Origin of the sequence: Curvibacter microcysteis (assembly GCF_028649455.1) — a bacterium.
In the GTDB taxonomy this organism is placed as follows: domain Bacteria; phylum Pseudomonadota; class Gammaproteobacteria; order Burkholderiales; family Burkholderiaceae_C; genus Curvibacter; species Curvibacter microcysteis.
Genome location: NZ_JAQSIO010000002.1, coordinates 489748 through 510083, shown reverse-complemented (window position 1 = coordinate 510083; position 20336 = coordinate 489748). Strand labels below are relative to the sequence as shown.

General features: G+C 61.2%; 18 protein-coding genes. 6 read left to right on the top strand and 12 right to left on the bottom strand.

Annotation, left to right across the window (positions count from 1 at the left end):
- Positions 1-21: 21 nt before the first annotated feature.
- The 3 genes from PSQ39_RS07585 to scpA are packed head-to-tail and all read right to left on the bottom strand — an operon-like array spanning position 22 to position 4809.
- A complete protein-coding gene (locus PSQ39_RS07585) occupies positions 22-1554 on the bottom strand; it encodes an acyl-CoA carboxylase subunit beta (protein WP_273926099.1) in 1533 nt (510 codons plus the stop codon).
- Positions 1555-1597: 43 nt separating this feature from the next.
- Positions 1598-2611, bottom strand: a complete 1014-nt coding sequence (gene meaB, locus PSQ39_RS07580) for a methylmalonyl Co-A mutase-associated GTPase MeaB (RefSeq protein ID WP_273926098.1) — start codon at positions 2609-2611, stop codon at positions 1598-1600.
- Positions 2608-4809 carry a methylmalonyl-CoA mutase gene (gene scpA, locus PSQ39_RS07575; RefSeq protein ID WP_273926097.1) on the bottom strand — a complete coding sequence of 734 codons (2202 nt, stop codon included), beginning with the start codon at positions 4807-4809 and terminating at the stop codon, positions 2608-2610. Before scpA ends, meaB begins: the two co-directional genes overlap by 4 nt.
- A gap of 120 nt (positions 4810-4929) precedes the next feature.
- On the opposite strand from scpA, the gene PSQ39_RS07570 reads away from it, so the two are divergent.
- Positions 4930-5565 (top strand): GntR family transcriptional regulator, encoded by a 636-nt coding sequence (locus PSQ39_RS07570; protein ID WP_273926096.1) that lies wholly within the window; start codon positions 4930-4932, stop codon positions 5563-5565.
- A 39-nt stretch (positions 5566-5604) separates the two neighbouring features.
- On the opposite strand, the gene dusA is transcribed toward PSQ39_RS07570, so the two are convergent.
- From dusA to PSQ39_RS07550, 4 genes are all read right to left on the bottom strand, one after another.
- The gene (dusA, locus tag PSQ39_RS07565; protein ID WP_273926095.1) at positions 5605-6609 is read right to left on the bottom strand and encodes a tRNA dihydrouridine(20/20a) synthase DusA; all 1005 of its coding nucleotides are present in this window, start codon (positions 6607-6609) and stop codon (positions 5605-5607) included.
- Positions 6610-6781: 172 nt separating this feature from the next.
- Positions 6782-9301 carry a PAS domain S-box protein gene (locus PSQ39_RS07560; protein ID WP_273926093.1) on the bottom strand — a complete coding sequence of 840 codons (2520 nt, stop codon included), beginning with the start codon at positions 9299-9301 and terminating at the stop codon, positions 6782-6784.
- Positions 9302-9325: 24 nt separating this feature from the next.
- Positions 9326-10126, bottom strand: coding sequence for an ABC transporter substrate-binding protein (locus tag PSQ39_RS07555; RefSeq protein ID WP_273926092.1), 801 nt, complete (start codon positions 10124-10126; stop codon positions 9326-9328).
- 131 nt (positions 10127-10257) lie between these two features.
- The gene (locus tag PSQ39_RS07550; RefSeq protein ID WP_273926091.1) at positions 10258-10632 is read right to left on the bottom strand and encodes a response regulator transcription factor; all 375 of its coding nucleotides are present in this window, start codon (positions 10630-10632) and stop codon (positions 10258-10260) included.
- A 130-nt stretch (positions 10633-10762) separates the two neighbouring features.
- Between PSQ39_RS07550 and PSQ39_RS07545 the strand changes: the two genes are divergently transcribed.
- The 5 genes from PSQ39_RS07545 to PSQ39_RS07525 are packed head-to-tail and all read left to right on the top strand — an operon-like array spanning position 10763 to position 14578.
- The gene (locus PSQ39_RS07545) at positions 10763-11410 is read left to right on the top strand and encodes a response regulator (protein WP_273926090.1); all 648 of its coding nucleotides are present in this window, start codon (positions 10763-10765) and stop codon (positions 11408-11410) included.
- 5 nt (positions 11411-11415) lie between these two features.
- On the top strand, positions 11416-12171 hold the full coding sequence (locus PSQ39_RS07540; RefSeq protein ID WP_273926089.1) for a response regulator: 756 nt from the start codon (positions 11416-11418) through the stop codon (positions 12169-12171).
- A 46-nt stretch (positions 12172-12217) separates the two neighbouring features.
- On the top strand, positions 12218-12970 hold the full coding sequence (aat, locus tag PSQ39_RS07535) for a leucyl/phenylalanyl-tRNA--protein transferase (protein WP_273926088.1): 753 nt from the start codon (positions 12218-12220) through the stop codon (positions 12968-12970).
- Between the two features lie 7 nt (positions 12971-12977).
- Positions 12978-13724: an arginyltransferase gene (locus PSQ39_RS07530; protein WP_273926087.1), complete on the top strand. Its 747-nt coding sequence runs from the start codon at positions 12978-12980 to the stop codon at positions 13722-13724.
- A 53-nt stretch (positions 13725-13777) separates the two neighbouring features.
- Positions 13778-14578 carry an IclR family transcriptional regulator gene (locus PSQ39_RS07525; RefSeq protein WP_273926086.1) on the top strand — a complete coding sequence of 267 codons (801 nt, stop codon included), beginning with the start codon at positions 13778-13780 and terminating at the stop codon, positions 14576-14578.
- A 136-nt stretch (positions 14579-14714) separates the two neighbouring features.
- On the opposite strand, the gene pbpG is transcribed toward PSQ39_RS07525, so the two are convergent.
- The 5 genes from pbpG to ilvN form a co-directional block, all read right to left on the bottom strand.
- Positions 14715-15728, bottom strand: coding sequence for a D-alanyl-D-alanine endopeptidase (pbpG, locus tag PSQ39_RS07520; protein WP_273926085.1), 1014 nt, complete (start codon positions 15726-15728; stop codon positions 14715-14717).
- A gap of 117 nt (positions 15729-15845) precedes the next feature.
- Positions 15846-17384, bottom strand: a complete 1539-nt coding sequence (locus tag PSQ39_RS07515) for a 2-isopropylmalate synthase (protein ID WP_273926084.1) — start codon at positions 17382-17384, stop codon at positions 15846-15848.
- A gap of 236 nt (positions 17385-17620) precedes the next feature.
- The gene (gene pssA, locus PSQ39_RS07510; RefSeq protein WP_273926083.1) at positions 17621-18460 is read right to left on the bottom strand and encodes a CDP-diacylglycerol--serine O-phosphatidyltransferase; all 840 of its coding nucleotides are present in this window, start codon (positions 18458-18460) and stop codon (positions 17621-17623) included.
- 156 nt (positions 18461-18616) lie between these two features.
- Positions 18617-19633: a ketol-acid reductoisomerase gene (gene ilvC / locus PSQ39_RS07505; protein WP_273926082.1), complete on the bottom strand. Its 1017-nt coding sequence runs from the start codon at positions 19631-19633 to the stop codon at positions 18617-18619.
- Between the two features lie 126 nt (positions 19634-19759).
- On the bottom strand, positions 19760-20251 hold the full coding sequence (gene ilvN / locus PSQ39_RS07500) for an acetolactate synthase small subunit (protein ID WP_273926081.1): 492 nt from the start codon (positions 20249-20251) through the stop codon (positions 19760-19762).
- Positions 20252-20336: the final 85 nt, after the last annotated feature.

The window sequence follows — 20336 nt, the reverse complement described above, 5'->3', positions numbered from 1 at the left end:
GGTTCTTGTTCTGGCGGTCGATCAGAGCGGGATGTTGCCGTGCTTACGCCACGGGTTCTCAAGCTTCTTGTCCTTCAGCATGGCCAGCGAGCGGCAGATGCGCTTGCGCGTCTCGGAGGGCAGGATCACGTCATCGATGAAGCCACGCGCGCCAGCCACAAACGGGTTGGCAAAGCGGGCCTTGTACTCGGCCTCCTTGGCGGCCAGTTTGGCCGGGTCACCCTTGTCCTCACGGAAGATGATTTCAACCGCGCCCTTGGCGCCCATCACCGCGATTTCGGCGTTGGGCCAGGCAAAGTTGACGTCGCCGCGCAGGTGCTTGGAGGCCATCACGTCATAGGCGCCGCCGTAGGCCTTGCGGGTGATGACGGTGATCTTCGGCACGGTGCACTCCGCGTAGGCGTACAGCAGCTTGGCACCATGCTTGATGATGCCGCCGTACTCTTGGGCTGTGCCAGGCATGAAGCCGGGCACGTCGACAAAGGTCACCACAGGAATGTTGAACGCATCGCAGAAACGCACAAAACGCGCGGCCTTGATGGAGGACTTGATGTCCAGGCAGCCGGCCAGCACCAGCGGCTGATTGGCCACGATGCCCACGGTCTGGCCGTCCATGCGCGCAAAGCCGATCAGGATGTTCTTGGCGTACTCAGGCTGCAGCTCGAAGAAGTCGCCGTCGTCCACGGTTTTGACGATCAGCTCCTTCATGTCGTAGGGCTTGTTCGGGTTCTCGGGCACCAGGGTGTCCAAGCTGAGTTCGCGGCGGTCCACCGGGTCACCGCTCTTGCGCACGGGGGCCTTCTCGCGGTTGTTCAGCGGCAGGTAGTTGTAGAGGCGGCGCAGCATCATCAGCGCCTCCACGTCGTTTTCAAACGCCATGTCGGCCACACCGCTCTTGGTGGTATGGGTGATGGCGCCACCCAGCTCTTCGGCCGTGACTTCTTCGTGGGTCACGGTCTTCACCACCTCAGGGCCGGTGACAAACATGTAGGAGCTGTCCTTGACCATGAAGATAAAGTCGGTCATGGCGGGCGAGTACACCGCGCCGCCGGCCGACGGGCCCATGATCATGCTGATCTGCGGGATCACGCCACTGGCCAGCACGTTTTTCTGGAACACGTCAGCGTAGCCACCGAGCGAGGCCACGCCCTCCTGGATGCGGGCACCGCCCGAATCGTTGAGGCCGATCACCGGGGCGCCGACCTTCATGGCCTGGTCCATGATCTTGCAGATTTTCTCGGCGTGGGCTTCAGACAGCGCGCCGCCAAAGACCGTGAAGTCCTGGCTGAAGACGAAGACTAGGCGGCCGTTGATCATGCCGTAACCCGTGACCACACCGTCGCCCGGGATCTTGTTGTCGGCCATGCCAAAGTCGGCACAGCGGTGCTCGACGAACATGTCCCACTCTTCAAAAGTGCCTTCGTCGAGCAGCAGCTCGAGGCGCTCGCGCGCAGTCAGCTTGCCCTTGCTGTGCTGGGCGTCAATGCGCTTTTGGCCACCACCGAGGCGGGCTGCAGCGCGCTTTTTTTCGAGTTGATCGAGGATGTCTTGCATGGTCGTGCTCTCTCTTTGCTCCAGGATGATTCGGGGGTGAGGCTCAGCTGCCCAGGCGGCTGGCGCTCAACAGTTGGCGGGCCGCCGTTGAGGCGGGCAGGCGGCCCAGGGCCACGTCCTGCGTGAATTGGGGTAGCAGGTGCTGCACCTGGGGATGCGCGCGGAAAGCCTGCTTGAGGCCCGCGTCGATGCGCTCCCACATCCAGGCCTGGGCCTGGTTTTGACGCCGTGAATTCAAACGCCCATTGGCAGTTTGCAAGCGGCGGAATTCGCTGACTGAGCCCCAGAAGCGGTCCACGCCCTGGCCCAACAAGGCACTGAGTTGGATCACCTGGGGGTGCCACAAGGCCTCATCGTGGTGGGCATGCTCGGGGTTGCCGTGCAAGCCCAGCAGGCGCAGCGAGGACATGATCTGAGCCTGGGCGCGGGTGGCGGCGTTGACGTCGATGTCGGCCTTGTTGATGACCACCAGGTCGGCCAGCTCCATCACGCCTTTTTTGATGGCCTGAAGGTCGTCGCCGGCATTGGGCAGCTGCATCAGCACGAACATGTCGGTCATGCCCGACACCGAGGTCTCGGACTGGCCCACGCCCACGGTCTCGACGATCACCACGTCGTAGCCGGCGGCTTCGCACACCAGCATGGCCTCACGCGTTTTCTCGGCCACACCGCCCAACGTGCCACTGCTGGGGCTGGGGCGGATGTAGGCGCTGGGGTGCACCGACAGGTGCTCCATGCGGGTCTTGTCGCCCAGGATGGAGCCCCCCGACACGGTGGACGACGGATCCACCGCCAGCACGGCCACGCGCAAGCCCTGGCCGATGAGGAACAGGCCCAGCGCCTCGATGAAGGTGCTCTTGCCCACCCCGGGCACCCCGCTGATGCCCAGGCGGAAAGCCCGCCCGGTGTGCGGCAGCAGCGCCGTCAAGAGTTCATCGGCCTGAGCGCGGTGGTCAGCACGGGTGGATTCGAGCAGCGTGATGGCCTTGGCCATGGCACGCCGCTGCACCGTCGCGCTGCCATGGAGCAGGCCGTCCAGCAAAGGCAAGGAGCTCACCCCTGGGCCTTGCGGATTTGTTCCAGCACGTCTTTGGCGCTGGCCGGAATCGGCGTACCAGGGCCGTACACGCCCTTGACACCCGCGTCATACAGAAAACCGTAGTCCTGCTTGGGAATCACGCCGCCCACAAAGACGATGATGTCGTCCGCGCCCTGCTCTTTGAGCGAGGCGATGATGGCGGGCACCAGGGTTTTGTGGCCGGCGGCCAGCGTGCTGACACCAACGGCGTGCACGTCGTTTTCAATGGCCTGGCGGGCGCACTCTTCGGGGGTTTGGAACAGCGGGCCCATGTCCACGTCAAAGCCCAAATCGGCAAAAGCCGTGGCCACCACCTTGGCGCCACGGTCGTGGCCGTCTTGGCCGAGCTTGGCGATCATCACGCGCGGGCGGCGGCCCTGCTCCTCGGCAAAGGCGTTGATTTCGCCCTTGAGCTTGTCCCAGCCCTCGGCCGAGTCGTAGGCGGCGGCATAGACGCCGGTCACTTTTTGCGTGTCGGCGCGGTGGCGGCCATAGACCTTCTCCAGCGCGTCAGACACCTCACCCACCGTGGCGCGCAGGCGAATGGCCTTGATGGCCAAATCCAGCAAATTGCCCGCGCTGCCATCTGCAGCGTCGGCGTGTACACCCGCTTCGGCAGCGGCGGTCAGCGCGTCGAGCGCGGCCTGCACGGCGGCGCTGTCGCGGGTTGCGCGGATGGTCTTCAGGCGCTCGATTTGGCCGTCGCGCACTTTGACGTTGTCCACCTCCAGAATGTCGATGGTGTCTTCGGTCTTGAGCTTGTACTTGTTGACGCCGACGATGACATCCTTGCCCGAGTCAATGCGGGCCTGCTTTTCAGCGGCGGCGGCTTCGATCTTGAGCTTGGCCCAGCCGCTGTCCACGGCCTTGGTCATGCCGCCCATGGCCTCGACCTCTTCGATGATTTTCCAGGCGGCGTCGGCCATGTCCTGGGTCAGCTTTTCCATCATGTAGCTGCCGGCCCAGGGGTCGATCACACTGGTGATGTGGGTCTCTTCCTGGATGATGAGCTGGGTGTTGCGCGCGATGCGGGCGCTGAACTCGGTGGGCAGCGCGATGGCTTCGTCAAAGCTGTTGGTGTGCAGGCTTTGCGTGCCACCAAACACCGCAGCCATGGCCTCGATGGTGGTGCGCACGACATTGTTGTAGGGGTCTTGCTCGGTCAGCGACCAGCCCGAGGTCTGGCAGTGGGTGCGCAGCATCAGGCTCTTGGGGTTCTTGGCGTCAAAGCCCTTCATGATGCGGCACCACAGCAGGCGGGCAGCGCGCATCTTGGCCACTTCCAGATAGAAGTTCATGCCGATGGCCCAGAAGAACGAGAGGCGCCCAGCGAACTCATCCACGTCCATGCCCTTGGCGATGGCGGTCTTGACGTACTCCTTGCCGTCGGCCAAGGTGAAGGCCAGCTCCAGCGCCTGGTTGGCGCCGGCTTCTTGCATGTGGTAGCCGCTGATGGAAATCGAGTTGAACTTCGGCATGTTCTTGGCCGTGTACTCGATGATGTCGCCGATGATCTTCATCGACGGCTGCGGCGGGTAGATGTAGGTGTTGCGCACCATGAACTCTTTCAGAATGTCGTTCTGAATGGTCCCAGACAGCTTGTCCTGGCTCACGCCCTGCTCTTCGGCGGCCACCACATAGCCGGCCAGCACCGGTAGCACGGCGCCGTTCATGGTCATGGAGACCGACACCTTGTCGAGCGGAATTTGGTCGAACAAGATCTTCATGTCCTCGACCGAATCAATCGCGACACCGGCCTTGCCGACGTCGCCCGTCACGCGCGGGTGGTCGCTGTCGTAACCTCGGTGCGTGGCCAAGTCAAACGCCACCGACACGCCCTGCCCGCCGGCGGCCAAGGCCTTGCGGTAAAACGCATTCGACTCTTCGGCCGTCGAAAAGCCGGCGTACTGGCGGATGGTCCAAGGCCGCACGGCGTACATGGTGGCCTGCGGGCCGCGCAAAAAGGGCTCGAAGCCTGGCAGGGTGTTGGCGTAAGGGAGGTTGGCGGTGTCGGCCGCGGTGTACAGGGGTTTGACACTGATGCCATCGGGGGTGACCCAGTTCAACGCATTCACATCGCCACCGGGGGCCGACTTGGCGGCGGCCTTGGCCCAGGCTTCCAGGTTGCTGGAGGCGAATTCAGGGTGGCTGGGCGGGTTGGACTGGGAATCACTCATGACGAAGGCGTCTCCGAAGAATCTGGTGAGAAGGATCAGCGGCCTGCTGACTGCAGCCGGGATTTTACATCATTCATAATTATTGATTCAAAATATTCCAGGGGCCTTACAATCGTGCCCATGTCTGCCCTCACCCTCACGCCCAAGGCCCTGTACGAAGAAGTGGCCGAGCTCCTGCGCCAGCGCATCTTTCAGCGCGAGCTGGAGCCAGGCAGTTGGATTGACGAATTGAAAATTGCCCAGGAGTTCGGCATCAGCCGCACTCCCCTGCGCGAGGCCATCAAGGTGCTGGCTGCCGAGGGCCTGGTCACCATGAAGGTGCGGCGTGGCGCCTATGTGACCGAGGTGAATGAAAAAGACCTGCGCGACGTTTACCACCTGCTCAGCCTGCTGGAGAGCGATGCCGCAGGCGAAGTGGCCAGCCGGGCCAGCGATGCCCAGTTGGACGAAATCAGCGCCTTGCACGCGGACCTGGAAGCGGCCGTGGACGACCGCGAACGCTTTTTTGAACTCAATGAGCGCTTTCACCTGCGCGTACTGGAGATCGCCGACAACCGCTGGCGCCTGCAGATGGTGACTGACCTGCGCAAGGTCATGAAGCTCAACCGCCACAACTCGCTGCTCAAGCGGGGCCGCCTGAGCGAATCCTTGCAGGAGCACCGCGACCTGGTGCAGGCCCTCACCCAGCGCGACAGCCGGGGCGCGCGCGAACGCATGCAGTTGCACTTCACCAACGGGCTCGAAGCGGCGGCCTGACAGCCCCGCCCAAGCAACCGCCCCCCCCCCCTGCGGCGTCTACACCGGCAAGGGTTCGGAGCGCTCTTGGTGCGCCAGCACCATGACTTCTTGGGGCGACAAGTGCCGCAAACGGTGGTCACTCCAGACCTGGCGCCAACGCCGCGCACCGGGCAGACCATTGCGCAAACCCAACATGTGGCGCGCCATGGTGTGCCAAGGCGTGCCGTGCTCGGCCATTTGGCGCGCCATGTAGTCGCACATGCGGGCTTCAACGTCTTCACGACTCAAAGACTGGGCGGCGGAGTCATAGAACAACTCATCCCAATCCGCCATCACCCAGGGGTTGTGATAGGCCTCGCGCCCCACCATCACGCCGTCAACATGGTCCAGTTGTGCCTGCATTTGCGCACTGGTGGTGATGCCGCCGTTGATGGCGATGGTCAGCTGAGGAAACTCCTGCTTCAGGCGGTGCACCAGCTCGTAGCGCAGCGGTGGAATCTCGCGGTTCTCTTTGGGGCTCAGGCCCTTCAGCCAGGCGTTGCGGGCGTGCACGATGAAGACGCGGCAACCGGCCTCGCTGACCGTGCCAATGAAGTCGCGCACAAACTCGTAGCTCTCGATGCGGTCAATGCCAATGCGGTGCTTGACCGTCACCGGCACCCGTTGCACGGCATCGAGCATGGCCTTGACACCGTCAGCCACCAGCCCCGCCTCGGCCATCAGGCAGGCACCGAAGGCCCCACGCTGAACCCGCTCACTGGGGCAGCCGCAGTTGAGGTTGATTTCGTCGTAGCCCCACTGCTCACCCAAGCGGGCACAGTGCGCCAAGTCGGCCGCCTCGCTGCCGCCCAGCTGCAAGGCCACCGGGTGCTCTTCAGCGTTGTAGCGCAGGTGACGTTCCACATCGCCGTGGATCAACGCGCCCGTGGTCACCATTTCGGTGTAGAGCAAGGTGTGGCGGCTGATCAAGCGGTGCAGGTAGCGACAGTGGCGATCAGTCCAGTCCATCATCGGCGCCACGGAGGTGCGCCAGGGGCTGGTCAGGCGGGGGGAATCATGCATAAAAAGGGGCTATCAGGGCGGGCACCAGGGGTCACAAAAGACCATGCGGCGAAGCTGGCAGCGCCCGGCTCAGGCGGGTCAAACAGCGTGGCGCCACCACACCAGGGGCCCAGCCAGGCGGCGCTTAAGTGGCCTATTTTCGCCGAAATCCCATTCAACGAAGGCCGGCGGCTCACTCCATCACCATGGGCACAGTCTCAGGCCCCGAGCGGGCCGGGAAGGCGATCACAAACAGAGCCCCTTGGTCGGGCATGTTGCGCGCGTGGATGTGACCGCCATGGGCCTCGACAATCTTGCGGCAGATGGCCAGGCCCAGGCCCGTTCCACCCGAACCGTTTTTGGTCTTGCTCGACTGCACAAAGGCTTCAAAGATTTTCTCCAACTCTGACTCCGGAATGCCTGGACCATGGTCGCGCACCGAGATCAAAATCTCGCCCTGCACGCTCATCTCGGCCGTCAGTTCGACCACCTGCTCATCAGGCGAGAACTTCACCGCGTTGGCCAGCACGTTGCGAATCACCTGTTGGAAACGCATGGGGTCGGCCCGGGCCACCAGGGGGGCCTCGGACAAGTTGAGGGCCAGGTTCAGGTGCTTGCGCGCCAGCAAAGGCCCCAGCTCACGGGCCACGGGACGTATCAGCGAGCGCAGGTCCACGCTTTCCAGGTGGAAGGTGCCGACCGTGCTTTCGATCTTGGACACATCCAACAAATCATTGACCAGGGCGAGCATGCGCTGACCTGAAGCGTTGATGTCTTGGAACATGCCCGCGACACGCTCATTGCCGCGCCCACGCATCAGGCCCAACTCCGAAAAACCAATGATGGACTGCAAGGGCGTGCGCAACTCATGGCTGATGTTGGCCACAAACTCAGACTTGGACCGCGAGGCTTCTTCAGCCACGTCACGCGCTTCGCGGATCGCGCGCTCTGCTTCACGGAATTCGGTGACATCGGTCAGCACCGTCAGCACACCAATCAGAGCGCCGGACTCACTGGGCACTTTGACTTTGCTGATCAAGGCGTCGCGCAGACCTTGGTCAAAGCGCAGGATGCGCGCCTCAAAGCGCATTTCTCCGCCCAGGCTGTCGAGATCGCGCTCAGCGCGCTCGTGCAACTGCGCCTCGGCAGCGGGTAAAAATTCGATCAAGCGCTTGCCAATGACCTCGGAGCGCTCGAATCCCTTGAACTGCTCCCAGGCCTTGTTGACCATCACCAGTCGCCCCGCGTCATCGGCCATCGAGGTGGGCTGAGGGCTGATCTCAAGCATCAGTCCAATCAAGGACAGCTGCATCTGAAGCTGGCGCTGTGTCTCCAACAACTCCGTGATGTCGACCGCGCTGCCGGCAAACGCGGTGATTTGCCCGCCGACCAACAACGGGACAACCGCCAATTCGAAATACCGGGTTCGGCCATCGGCCCCCACGGTGCTGGCTCGGCAATGCCGGACACCATCCAGGTGGTCCAAAGCAAACAGGGCATTTCGGTCATTGGTCCGTTCGGGCACCAGCACATCAAGCACGCTCTGACCCAAGGCTTGGTGGGCCTTGGCGCCCAGCAGCGCCGCCCAACGTGCATTGACGTAAGTCACCACACCAGAGGCATCGGTGCGGAAGATCAGCTCCTGCAAGCTGCGCAACAGCACACTGAGCTCGCGCTCGCTGCGCACAACTTGGTCGCGCGCCCGGTCAAACAGCACCCGGGACCGCTCGCGTGCGCGCAAGCTGCGGTACAGGATGACGGACATGCCCAGCAGCAAAAACACCACCACCAGCCCGGCGATCAACACGGGACGGGCACGAGTCAACCAACGCTGTGTGGACGAGGCCACGGCCTGCTCCACCAAGACCACCAAAGGCCACGCGCGAGAGGCCCGGAAAGCGACCAAAACACCTTCAGTGCCAGACTCTCGGTAAGTGCCATGTTCGCGCGAGGCCAAACGCTCGCGGAACAAACTGTGCCCCGCCAGGCTGGCCCCAGGGGCCTCGGACATGTCACCCGTGCTCGTCAACAGGAGCCCGGTGTAGGTGGCCGTCACCACGGACAAGGGCGCATCCCCGATGGCCTGGCGTTGGAAATTGATCAAGGCATCCGGGTTGATCAAGGCCACCGCGAGCAGAGTCTGGCCGTTTCTGAGGGTGAAGCCGTAAAGCATGGGGATGCAATTCACCCCTGGGCGCAGCGCAGAACGGTTCAGCCCAGCCTCGAAGTCAGCCAGGCTGCGCCCTCGCAGCAAGCGGCCCAGCAGTGTCTGGCCCGACGCGGGCCTGGGCCCCAGCTGGCGCAAATCAAGCTGGCGGCCAATTTCTGTGCCGTTGGAACTCGCCAGCACCAGGCCCTGCGCATCGATGATCGCCACAGAGCGCACCGAGGGCACGCCCGCCAAGGCCTGCGCCCATTGGCGCCCCACCACGCCCATGTCGGAGGGCGATTCCTGTAACACCACGGTCTCCGACAAGGCGCTCAGGACCACCGACACGGCATCGAAGGAGCGGGTCGCCTGGTCCTCGATCACCCGCGCGTACAAGGCCTCTTGTTGCAGGTCCTGCTCGACCACCTGCTCGTGTCCGCGCAAAGACATCCAAACAATGGCCACCAACAGGAGAACCGCAAACAAGACCCCGGTGAACAAAGCCACCTGGCTGGACAACCACAAAGGGGCTGAGGAGCGGCTGGAAAGGTCTTGTCGGGCCACGGGCTTACCAGGTGTCGTCAAAAATCAGTTGCGCACCACAATGCGCGACAAACCATGGCGCTTCGCCATTTGCTCCAAGCGACCGTCACGCTGCACCCGCGCGACAAATTCATCGACCACAGCAAACCAGGCATCGTCGCCCGGCCGGACGACGTGGCCGTAAGGCAAGACATGGAAGGGGGTCGGTGGCGAAATCAACGTGGCCCAGTCTGCGTTGTCGAGCAAGCGCCGGCTGTAAGGGTAATCGGTCATGAACACGTCAATTCGCCCGGCTTCAAGCTCCCGCTCCCGAGTCTGCGGTGGCTTGATGCTGACCAGCTTGGCCTGCTTGAGTTGAGCGGCCATGACTGGCTCCATGAACGTCCCAGCTTGCACCCCCACCACCACCCCAGGTCGATCAATGTCCGCCCACTGGCGCACCACCGAACTGCTGCGCGTGGCAATGGCGTAGATGTCGCTGCTGAGGTAGGCGCGGGTGAACCTGAGTTGCTGCATGCGTTGCGGCAGCATGCCAATGGCGAACATGGCCACATCACAACGGTCACCCAAAACGTCGGCCACGAGATTCGGAAAACTGGACTCCACGTAGTCCACCCGCCATCCCTGGTCAGAGCCCAGGGCCTGAGACAAGTCAATGTCCAGCCCCACCAGTTGCTGGTTTCGCGGATTGCGGTAGGTGATGCCGTAGTAGTCCGGCCAGATGCAGACCCGCACCGCCTTGGTCGCTTGCACTCGGTCCAGCACCGGCCCAGCGCCAGCAAGACCTGCCGCACTAACGCCCCACGCCAGCAAGCAAGCCAAACCCCAATCACGCAAAGATCTCATTGACGTCATCTCCACCGTGGCCTCTTAGAAACAGCAACCAGGGCACCACCATGCCCTGCGCTGCACCGTCCAACCAGCATGCCCTTCGCACCCCTCACCTTGCAGGGGATACCTGCGAATGACTTGCGCCCTCAGGGTGTACCTTCTTCGAGCTTGTGAATGGTCTCAATCAGTTGCAGCAAACTGAAAGGCTTGACCAGGTACTCATCTGCACCGGCCGCAAAACCCGCTGCACGGTCTTCACTTTGACCGCGTGCCGTGAGCAAAATCACCTTGGCATGGGCCAGATTGGGATTGGCCTTCACGCGGCGGCACACTTCGAGGCCATCAACCCCGCCCGGCATCATCACATCCAGCAGCAACAAGTCGGGTTGCAGCTCCTCAGCCATGGCCAGACCTGTTTTTCCGTCCGCTGCCTCAAAGATTTCGTAAGCCACGAACTCCATCGTCATACGCAAAAGCTTGCGAATATCCGCGTGGTCGTCGACGATCAGTATTTTTTTCATGGCAAAGCCTCGCAATAATTCAATAAATTACCCAACGGGGTGATTTTTGACTGGTTTTGCATATCATATAAATTATTTTTATCATTTGTCAAGTCTTTTTCAACAGCAGTCGTGCCAAAATACCGAAGCCATGAATCAAGAAGACAATCCAACGCGCGATCACTACACGACACTCGAAGTCGCAGGCCTGCTCGGCATGGCCGTGCGCTCCGTGCAGTTGATGGTTGACCGCGAAGAACTAGAAGCTTGGAAGACCCCGGGGGGCCATCGCCGTATCTCGCGAACTTCGGTGGAGCGGTGGATCGCATCTCGCCGGCCGGGCAATACCCAAGGTGACCGTGCATACACCGACCAAAGCCGCCCGCACGGGCTGCAAGGCGGAACACGGCTGTTGCTGATTGAAGACAGTACGCACTTTCAGAACCTGGTGTCCATGCTGGTCCGCCAGCATTTTCCCAGTGTGGAGTTGCGGGTGGCTGACGACGGCATTGCTGGCTTGGCCACCTATGGTCAATTCCAGCCGGACATCTTGATCGTCGACATCTTGCTGCCAGGCATTGATGGCCCAACACTGATCACCAGCCTGCGTTCCCACCCTCAGTTCGCTCGCAGCCAGTTGATTGTGATCACCTCATTGGACGAATCCCAGCGGGCACCTTACGCCTTCGCCCTCAAAGGGGTTCGGGTCATCCACAAACCTCGCTTGGTGGCAGAGCTGCCTTCGCTGCTTGCCCAACTCTTGCCTGAATCCGGCCACGCACTCAAATCGGTGATCTGAAACCCATGGCACGAGTCCTGCTGATTGAAGACGATGCCTCGATACAGCGCTTTGTGACCTTTGCGCTGGAGGAAATGCCGCTGGAATTGCTGATCACGGGATCCGTACAGGAAGCATTGAGCCAGTTGCGTCAAGGCGCTGTGGATCTGATCCTCACAGACTTGATGCTCCCAGGCGAGTCGGGCATCGATCTGCTAGAGCACCTCAAAAGCCATCCCGAGTTGGCTGGACAAGCGCGTGCGGTGGTCTTCAGCGCCGGACTGACACCCACCGTCAAAACCCAGCTGCAAGCCCTGGGCGTGTGGCGCATGCTGTCCAAACCCATCTCCGTCATGGACTTGATCGGCTGCGTGGAAGAAGGCATCGGCATCAACGCATCTGCCGATGGACAAAACACACCACAGGACCTTGGCCAAGCCCACGAGCCCGGACTCAACCCAGCCGAGCGCCAAGCGGTGCAGGAGCACTTCAATGGCGACACTGCTTTTTTCTTGATGTACCGAGACACCTGCTGGCTCCAATTCGTGAAGGACATTGCCACAGGCGATCAAGCCGCGTCGGCCATGGACTGGATGGCGCTGCGGCGGCTGGGACACAGCCTGAAAACCGTGCTGCAAACGCTGGGCGAAGCCACGGCATCACAGCAAGGCAAAGCGCTGGAACAGGCCGCAGAACAGGCCGACAGCCACAGCGCCCTGCTGCATTGGACCGAGTTGAAGGCATCCTTGCAGAGCATCTCAGGCCCGCGCGGGCCCCGCTGAAGTCAGTGGCGTTGACGCACCTGTTCCCCCAGAAACCCAGCCCGCCATGACCGATCGTCAAGGTCAACTCATCTGGCTCGAACCTGGCGACCCGTTCCCAGCCGTGCAATGGGCCTGGGGGGCAGACAGCTCAGCGCCTGGCCTGCTGGCGGCTGGCGCCGACCTGAGCCCTGACACCCTCATCCAAGCCTATCGCCAAGGCATATATCCCTGGTACAGCCCGGGACAACCCGCCCTGTGGTGGTCCCCTCCCGCCCGGATGGTGTTGCCGGTGACAGCTTTCAGGCTGAGGCGCAGCCTGCGCCAGACCATGACGCGCTTTCTTCAGAATCCAGCCTGTGAAATGCGTTTCGACCATGACTTCGAAGCCGTGATCCGCGCCTGCAGCCAGGCCCCACGCGCAGGTCAATCGGGTACGTGGATCACCGAGGAGATGATCCAGGCCTATCTGCGACTTCACCAACTGGGCCTGGCACACAGCGTGGAGACCTGGATCGATGGCCAGTTGCAAGCAGGCCTGTACGCCATCCAGATCGGCCAGGCGGTGTTTGGAGAATCCATGTTCACACGCGTGCCTGATGGCTCGAAACTGGCTTTGGCCACCCTCGTGGACTGGTGCCTGCAGGGGGATGTGGAGTTCATCGACTGCCAGCAAAACACCCGCCACCTGGCGTCACTGGGGGCCAGAGAGATTGCGCGCCAAGATTTCAACACCTGGCTCAACCGGGTCACTGACCAGCCTGCGCCGGCCTGGAAGCTGAACTCCGTATACTGGAAACACGTCAGCCGATTGAGGTAGCAGTCCTGTGACCCAACTCAACGATCTGCCCCTGCAGACCCTTCAGTACTACGCCACGGCCCCCTACCCGTGCAGTTACCTGCCAGACCGCCAAGCGCGCTCGCAAGTCGCGACGCCAGGCCACCTGATTCAGAACAGCACTTACTCTGAACTGGTCTCGGCGGGCTTTCGGCGCAGTGGCATGTTCACCTACCGCCCTTACTGCGATGGCTGCCAAGCCTGCAAGCCCTTGCGCCTGGTGGTGGGAGCCTTTGAATCGACCCGCAGCCAACGGCGGGCTTGGCATCAACACCAGGGCCTAGAGGCCAGGGTATTGAAGCTGCATTTCTCCCCTGAGCACTACCGTTTGTACCTGCGCTACCAAGCCGGACGCCACGCCGGCGGCGGCATGGACCAAGACAGCATCGACCAGTACACCCAGTTCCTCCTGCAAAGCCGGGTCAATTCCCGATTGGTCGAATTCCGCGATCCCACGCAGGACGGCCAGACGCCAGGCACCTTGCGCATGGTCAGCATCCTCGATGTGCTCGATGATGGCTTGTCTGCGGTCTACACCTTTTACGACCCCGACCTGGTCGGCAGTTTTGGCACCTACGGCGTGCTGTGGCAAATCGAGCAGGCCCGCCAACTGGGCCTGCCCTACGTGTACCTGGGTTACTGGATTCAAGGCAGTGGAAAGATGGACTACAAAGCCCGCTTCCACCCGCACGAGGTGCTCAGCGACCAAGTCTGGCAACGCGCAAAAGACAAATAAAGGCCAGCTCGCATTTCACAGGGTAAAATTCAAGCATTCCCCTATTGTTTGCAATGCGAAAAAGAGACACCCCCCAGCCCACCACGCCAAGCATCCAGGTCATCGAACGCATGTTCGCTCTGATCGACGTGCTGGCCTCGCGCGAAGAGGCCATTTCGCTGAAGGAAATCAGCGAAAAAACGGGCTTGCATCCGTCCACAACCCACCGCATCCTGAATGATCTGGCCACTGGTCGCTTTGTCGACCGACCTGAGGCGGGCAACTACCGGCTCGGCATGCGTTTGCTGGAGTTAGGTAACCTGGTCAAAGCCCGCTTGAGCGTGCGTGACGCAGCGCTCCACCCCATGCGTGAGCTGCACAAGCTGATCCAGCAACCCGTGAACTTGAGCATGCGCCAGGGCGACGAAATCGTGTACGTGGAGCGCGCCTACAGCGAGCGCTCGGGCATGCAAGTGGTGCGCGCCATCGGGGGCCGTGCGCCTCTGCACTTGACCTCGGTGGGCAAACTCTTTCTGTCGGTGGATGACCCCCAAAAAGTCCGCGCCTACGCCACCCGCACCGGCCTGGCTGGCCACACGCGCAACAGCATCACCCAATTGCCGGTTCTGGAACGGGAACTGTCCAAAGCCCGCCAGTACGGTATTGCGCGGGACAACGAAGAACTGGAACTGGGCGTGCGCTGCATGGCCGCAGGGATCCATGACGACCAAGGCAAGTTGGTGGCCGGATTGTCGATCTCCGCTCCAGCCGATCGTCTGGATGAAGGCTGGTTACCCAAGCTTGAAGCCACGGCCAGCGAGATTTCGGAGGCGCTGGGCTACAAAGCCCCACTGCGCCCCAGCAGCGCGATCTGAGTGCGGGGCTCACACGTCCCCAGCCTGCGTGTCAACACCATGAGAAAAGGCCTGCCGCTCACGCGCTAGGCCTTTTGAATGACAGGCGAAGGTCAAACACAATCTGGCGCTCAGAAAACTCGAGGCCAGAACGTGCTTAACCGTTGCTGTGGGCCGTCAACAAGGGGTGATTGGATTCAACCCAGCGACGCACACGCTCCGCGTCGCCAATGCGGCTCAGCTTGCCAGCCGAATCCAGGAAAACCATGATCAGCTTGCGACCTGCCACCTTGGCCTGCATGACCAGGCACTGGCCCGCTTCGGAGATGTAACCCGTTTTCTGCAGACCGATGTCCCAAGCAGGGTTCTTCACCAAACGGTTGGTGTTGTTGTACTGCAGCGTGCGACGACCCACTTCGACCTGGTAACCGGGCGAGGTGGTCAGCTCGCGCAACATCGGGTCCGTGTGGGCGGCACCCACCAAGATGGCCAGATCGCGCGCGCTGGATTGGTTCTTGCTCGACAGGCCAGTGGGCTCCACATAGCTGGTATCTGCCATGCCCAGCATCTTGGCTTTGGCATTCATCAAGGCCACAAAAGCAGACAAGCCACCAGGGAAGGTGCGGCCCAGCGCATGTGCAGCGCGGTTTTCGCTCGACATCAAGGCCAGGTGCAGCATCTCACCCCGACTCAGGGTTGAGCCCACAGCCAGGCGGGAGCTGCTGCCCTTTTCGGTGTCCACATCGTCTTGGGTGATGGTGATGTTCTCGTCCAACGGCAATTTGGCCTCACTGACCACCACGCCCGTCATCAACTTGGTCAAGGATGCAATGGGCAGCACCGCCTGAACATTCTTGCTCAACAACACTTCATGGGTGTCTTGATCTACCACCAAGGCCACGCTGGACTTGAGCGCCAGCGGGTCGGCCGCACCATGCAAGCCAGCCATCTGACCAAAAGACGGCTTCGCAGGAATGACTGCTGTCACACGCGCTGCCTTGGCGGTACGAGGGTGATGCGCGACTTTCTGCACGGCGGCCTGGCTGCGAGCAGCCGGTGCCTTCTTGCGTTCTGCGGCATGAGCCCCGGTCACCGAAAAGGCCAGAACAAGGGCTGAAAGTGTCAGAAAACGGTTCGTGCGGCTCATGCGGGCAATCGAAGAAGGGGTCATTCGGGCTCTCCGTGAGAACTACAACTGTTACTCACGTTAACGATAAAGAAAAACCCACGCAAGATCAATCACTTGCGCGAGTTTTTTCATGCTGACTGCCAATTATAAAGACGCCAGTCAGCCTTGGGCCGCGACCCGATCCGCTTTACTTTGCAATTTGTTGAGAGCACTCAGGTAGGCCTTGGCAGAGGCCACCACGATGTCCGGATCCGATCCAACACCGTTGACCACCCGACCGCTGTTCTGCAAGCGCACCGTCACCTCACCCTGGCTCTCCGTGGAGCCGCTGATGGCGTTGACCGAGTACAGCACCATTTCGGCACCGCTCTTGACCAGGGACTCGATGGCCTTCAAAGAAGCATCCACCGGGCCGTTGCCGTCGGACTCGCCGCGCACTTCCTTGCCATCCACCGTGAACACGATGGAAGCCCGGGGACGCTCACCCGTCTCGCTGTGCTGCGACAGGGACACCAAGCCGTACTGTTCCTTGTCAGCCGTGACGCTTTCATCACTGACCAAGGCCAGGATGTCCTCGTCGAAGATCTCGCTCTTGCGGTCGGCCAGCTCCTTGAAGCGGGCAAACGCCACGTTCACTTCCTGTTCACTTTCCAGGCTAACACCCAGCTCTTGCAGGCGCTGCTTGAAAGCGTTGCGGCCGCTGAGCTTGCCCAGCACGATTTTGTTGGCCGACCAGCCCACGTCTTCGGCGCGCATGATTTCGTAGGTGTCACGGGCCTTGAGCACACCATCCTGATGGATGCCCGAGGCGTGGGCGAAGGCGTTGGCGCCCACCACCGCTTTGTTGGGCTGCACGACAAAGCCCGTGGTCTGGCTGACCATGCGGCTGGCGGCCACGATGTGCTGGGTGTCGATGTTGAGCGCCAGGTTGAAGTAGTCGCGGCGGGTCTTGACGGCCATCACGACTTCTTCGAGCGAGCAGTTGCCTGCGCGCTCACCCAGCCCGTTGATGGTGCACTCGACCTGGCGGGCGCCACCGATCTTGACGCCGGCCAGGGAGTTGGCCACAGCCATGCCCAAGTCGTTGTGGCAATGCACCGACCAGATGGCCTTGTCCGAGTTCGGCACGCGCTCGCGCAGCGTCTTGATGAAGTTGCCATACAGCTCGGGCACGGCGTAGCCCACGGTGTCCGGGATGTTGAGGGTGGTCGCACCTTCGTTGATCACGGCTTCGAGCACGCGGCACAGGAAATCCATGTCACTGCGATAACCATCTTCAGGGCTGAATTCAACGTCCGACACCAGATTGCGGGCAAAGCGCACGGCTTGCTTGGCTTGCTCCAACACCTGATCGGGCGTCATGCGCAGCTTCTTCTCCATGTGCAGCGGGGACGTGGCAATGAAGGTGTGGATGCGCGAGCTGTTGGCACCCCGCAAGGCCTCTGCAGCGCGCGAGATGTCGCGGTCATTGGCGCGCGACAGCGAGCAAATGGTGGAGTCCTTGATGGCGTTGGCAATGCTCTGCACAGCTTCAAAGTCGCCATTGGAACTCGCCGCAAAACCGGCTTCGATCACGTCCACACGCAGACGCTCGAGTTGACGGGCAATTCGCAGCTTTTCATCCTTGGTCATGGACGCACCCGGGGATTGCTCACCGTCACGCAAGGTGGTGTCGAAAATGATCAGCTTATCGGTCATGGGGGATCTCCGGAAATATTTGATAGGACCCGAAAACAAAAAGGCCCGCAACAGCTAACTGGCGGGCCTCGCAGGGTAACTCTGGTGTCAGGTGTACGCGCTCAGCCCGCCTTGCTTAGCAGAAAGGCCACTAGCGACAAAACGGCAAACGACATCAACTCCAGCTTGAGAAGTGCCGAAACGCCGGTTCGCAAAGAGTGTGAGACACGCATCTTTTGACTTTAGCACAGCTGACTTTACTTGTGCAGGCCGCGCTCGTCCGGTTCATCGGTGGAAGTACTGATGACGCTGGTTTGCATGCCCTTGGTGCGGCGCCAGATGTAAACACCGTAGCCGCTGAGGCCGTAGATCACAAACAAAGCGAACAACACCACCGGGGGGTGAATGTTGATCACGGCAATGCCCAAAGCGATCAAAACGATCACCGCGAAGGGGACGCTGCGCTTGAGATGCACTTCCTTGAAGCTGTAGAAAGGCACATTGGTGACCATGGTCAACCCAGCGTAAAGAGTGAATGCAAAAGTTATCCAAGTCACTTGCGTCCAACTCAGCCAGGAGGAGTCGCCACTGCGAATACCGGCATCGGTCACCAGCCAAATCAGGCCCGCCACCAATGCGGCCGCCGCGGGTGAGGGCAAGCCCTGAAAATAGCGCTTATCGACCACCGCCGTGTTGACATTGAACCGCGCCAAACGCAAGGCCGCGCAAGCGCAGTAAACAAAGGCGGCGATCCAACCCCAGCGCCCCAAACCCTTGAGTGCCCATTCGTAAGCGATCAAGGCCGGTGCGGCACCAAATGACACCATGTCAGCCAGAGAGTCCATTTGCTCGCCAAACGCGCTCTGGGTGTTGGTCATGCGAGCCACTCGGCCATCCAGGCTGTCGAGCACCATGGCACAAAAAACCCCCACGGCGGCCAGATCAAAGCGGCCATTCATGGCCATCACGATCGAGTAGAACCCACCAAAAAGCGCCGCCAAGGTGAACAGATTGGGCAGGACGTAGATACCTTTTCTGCGCTTTGGCAGCACCACCTCGTCAACGGTGTCGGGTGATGACGGCTTGCCATCGTGCATGAAACATCCTCCAAAAAAAACCAAGCGCAACGCAGTGAGACAGCGTGCGGTACAACAGACGGAGTTTAAGCCACGCCAAGCCCCGGCCCCACAAAGAAAAGGGCCACACGAAGGTGGCCCTGGTCATGCAAGGAGCGGCACAGGCCGCTCATGGCATCAGTTGCGGGTTTGGTCAACCAGCTTGTTCTTGGCGATCCAAGGCATCATGGCGCGCAGTTGGCCACCGACTTGCTCGATCGAGTGGTCAGCGGTGTTGCGGCGGCGAGCGGTCATGCTCGGGTAGTTCAGACGGCCTTCTTGGATGAACATCTTGGCGTAGTCACCGTTCTGGATGCGCTTCAGGGCGTTGCGCATGGCAGCGCGCGACTGCTCGTTGATGACTTCCGGACCGGTCACGTACTCACCGAACTCGGCGTTGTTCGAGATCGAGTAGTTCATGTTGGCGATACCGCCTTCATAGATCAGGTCAACGATCAGCTTGAGTTCGTGCAGGCACTCGAAGTAAGCCATTTCAGGGGCGTAGCCAGCTTCGACCAGGGTTTCGTAACCCATCTTGATCAGCTCAACAGCGCCACCGCACAGCACGGCTTGCTCGCCGAACAGGTCGGTTTCGGTTTCTTCCTTGAAGTTGGTCTCAATGATGCCGGCCTTGCCGCCACCGTTGGCCATGGCGTAGGACAGGGCCAGGTCACGGGCCTTGCCGCTCTTGTCTTGATGCACAGCCACCAGGTGGGGGACGCCGCCGCCTTGGGCGTAGGTCGAGCGCACGGTGTGGCCCGGGGCCTTGGGGGCCACCATCCAGACGTCCAGGTCAGCGCGGGGCACGACTTGGTTGTAGTGCACGTTGAAGCCGTGCGCGAAAGCCAGCGAAGCGCCTTGCTTGATGTTCGGGGCCACGTTGTTGGTGTAGACCTCGGCGATTTGCTCGTCGGGCAACAGAATCATGACCACGTCAGCGGCCTTGACGGCGTCGTTGACTTCCAGGACGTTCAGACCGGCCTTGCCGACCTTGTCCCACGATGCGCCACCCTTGCGCAGACCGACCACGACCTTCACGCCGCTGTCGTTCAGGTTTTGGGCGTGGGCGTGACCTTGCGAGCCGTAACCGATGATGGCCACAGTCTTGCCCTTGATCAGGCTCAGATCACAATCCTTGTCGTAAAAAACTTTCATTCTGCTCTCCAGTGAAATTAGGTTTGGCGATAACGCCCAATGACAGGCTCGGGGCGAACGCTTGAAACAATCGCCTTGGCAAAATCGGCACGCGTTGAGCCCGTCCAAACGCGTCCGAACGGAAACTCAAACGCGCAGTATTCTCTCACCCCGGCCGATACCACTGGCGCCGGTGCGAACCGTCTCCAAAATGGCGCTGCGGTCGATGGCCTGCAAGAAGGCGTCGTTCTTGGACTGGTCGCCCGTCAATTCGATGGTGTAGCTCTTCTCGGTGACGTCGATGATGCGACCACGGAAGATGTCGGCCATGCGCTTCATTTCTTCGCGCTCCTTGCCGACCGCACGCACCTTGACCATCATCAGTTCGCGCTCGGTGTAAGCGCCTTCGGTGAGGTCGACCACCTTGACCACTTCAATCAGGCGGTTGAGGTGCTTGGTGATCTGTTCAATGACGTCATCGGACCCGGTGGTCTGGATGGTCATCCGCGACAGGCTGGGGTCCTCAGTGGGCGCTACCGTGAGGGATTCAATGTTGTAGCCGCGGGCCGAAAACAGACCAACCACGCGGGACAAGGCCCCTGCTTCGTTCTCGAGCAGGACAGCGATGATGTGCTTCATAGGGGATTCCTCTTCTCGCCGCCCTCCCCCAACCACGGTAATGGCCAGGCTTGGCGGGCAATAGATTCGTCAAAAAAGAAAGAAG

Bases quoted from the DNA above. Each gene is read 5' to 3' on its own strand.
- PSQ39_RS07585 (WP_273926099.1), bottom strand. From the start codon at position 1,554: ATGCAAGACATCCTCGATCAACTCGAAAAAAAGCGCGCTGCAGCCCGC.
- scpA (WP_273926097.1), bottom strand. From the start codon at position 4,809: ATGAGTGATTCCCAGTCCAACCCGCCCAGCCACCCTGAATTCGCCTCC.
- PSQ39_RS07570 (WP_273926096.1), top strand. From the start codon at position 4,930: ATGTCTGCCCTCACCCTCACGCCCAAGGCCCTGTACGAAGAAGTGGCC.
- dusA (WP_273926095.1), bottom strand. From the start codon at position 6,609: ATGCATGATTCCCCCCGCCTGACCAGCCCCTGGCGCACCTCCGTGGCG.
- PSQ39_RS07555 (WP_273926092.1), bottom strand. From the start codon at position 10,126: ATGAGATCTTTGCGTGATTGGGGTTTGGCTTGCTTGCTGGCGTGGGGC.
- PSQ39_RS07550 (WP_273926091.1), bottom strand. From the start codon at position 10,632: ATGAAAAAAATACTGATCGTCGACGACCACGCGGATATTCGCAAGCTT.
- PSQ39_RS07545 (WP_273926090.1), top strand. From the start codon at position 10,763: ATGAATCAAGAAGACAATCCAACGCGCGATCACTACACGACACTCGAA.
- PSQ39_RS07540 (WP_273926089.1), top strand. From the start codon at position 11,416: ATGGCACGAGTCCTGCTGATTGAAGACGATGCCTCGATACAGCGCTTT.
- aat (WP_273926088.1), top strand. From the start codon at position 12,218: ATGACCGATCGTCAAGGTCAACTCATCTGGCTCGAACCTGGCGACCCG.
- PSQ39_RS07525 (WP_273926086.1), top strand. From the start codon at position 13,778: ATGCGAAAAAGAGACACCCCCCAGCCCACCACGCCAAGCATCCAGGTC.
- pbpG (WP_273926085.1), bottom strand. From the start codon at position 15,728: ATGACCCCTTCTTCGATTGCCCGCATGAGCCGCACGAACCGTTTTCTG.
- PSQ39_RS07515 (WP_273926084.1), bottom strand. From the start codon at position 17,384: ATGACCGATAAGCTGATCATTTTCGACACCACCTTGCGTGACGGTGAG.
- pssA (WP_273926083.1), bottom strand. From the start codon at position 18,460: ATGCACGATGGCAAGCCGTCATCACCCGACACCGTTGACGAGGTGGTG.
- ilvC (WP_273926082.1), bottom strand. From the start codon at position 19,633: ATGAAAGTTTTTTACGACAAGGATTGTGATCTGAGCCTGATCAAGGGC.
- ilvN (WP_273926081.1), bottom strand. From the start codon at position 20,251: ATGAAGCACATCATCGCTGTCCTGCTCGAGAACGAAGCAGGGGCCTTG.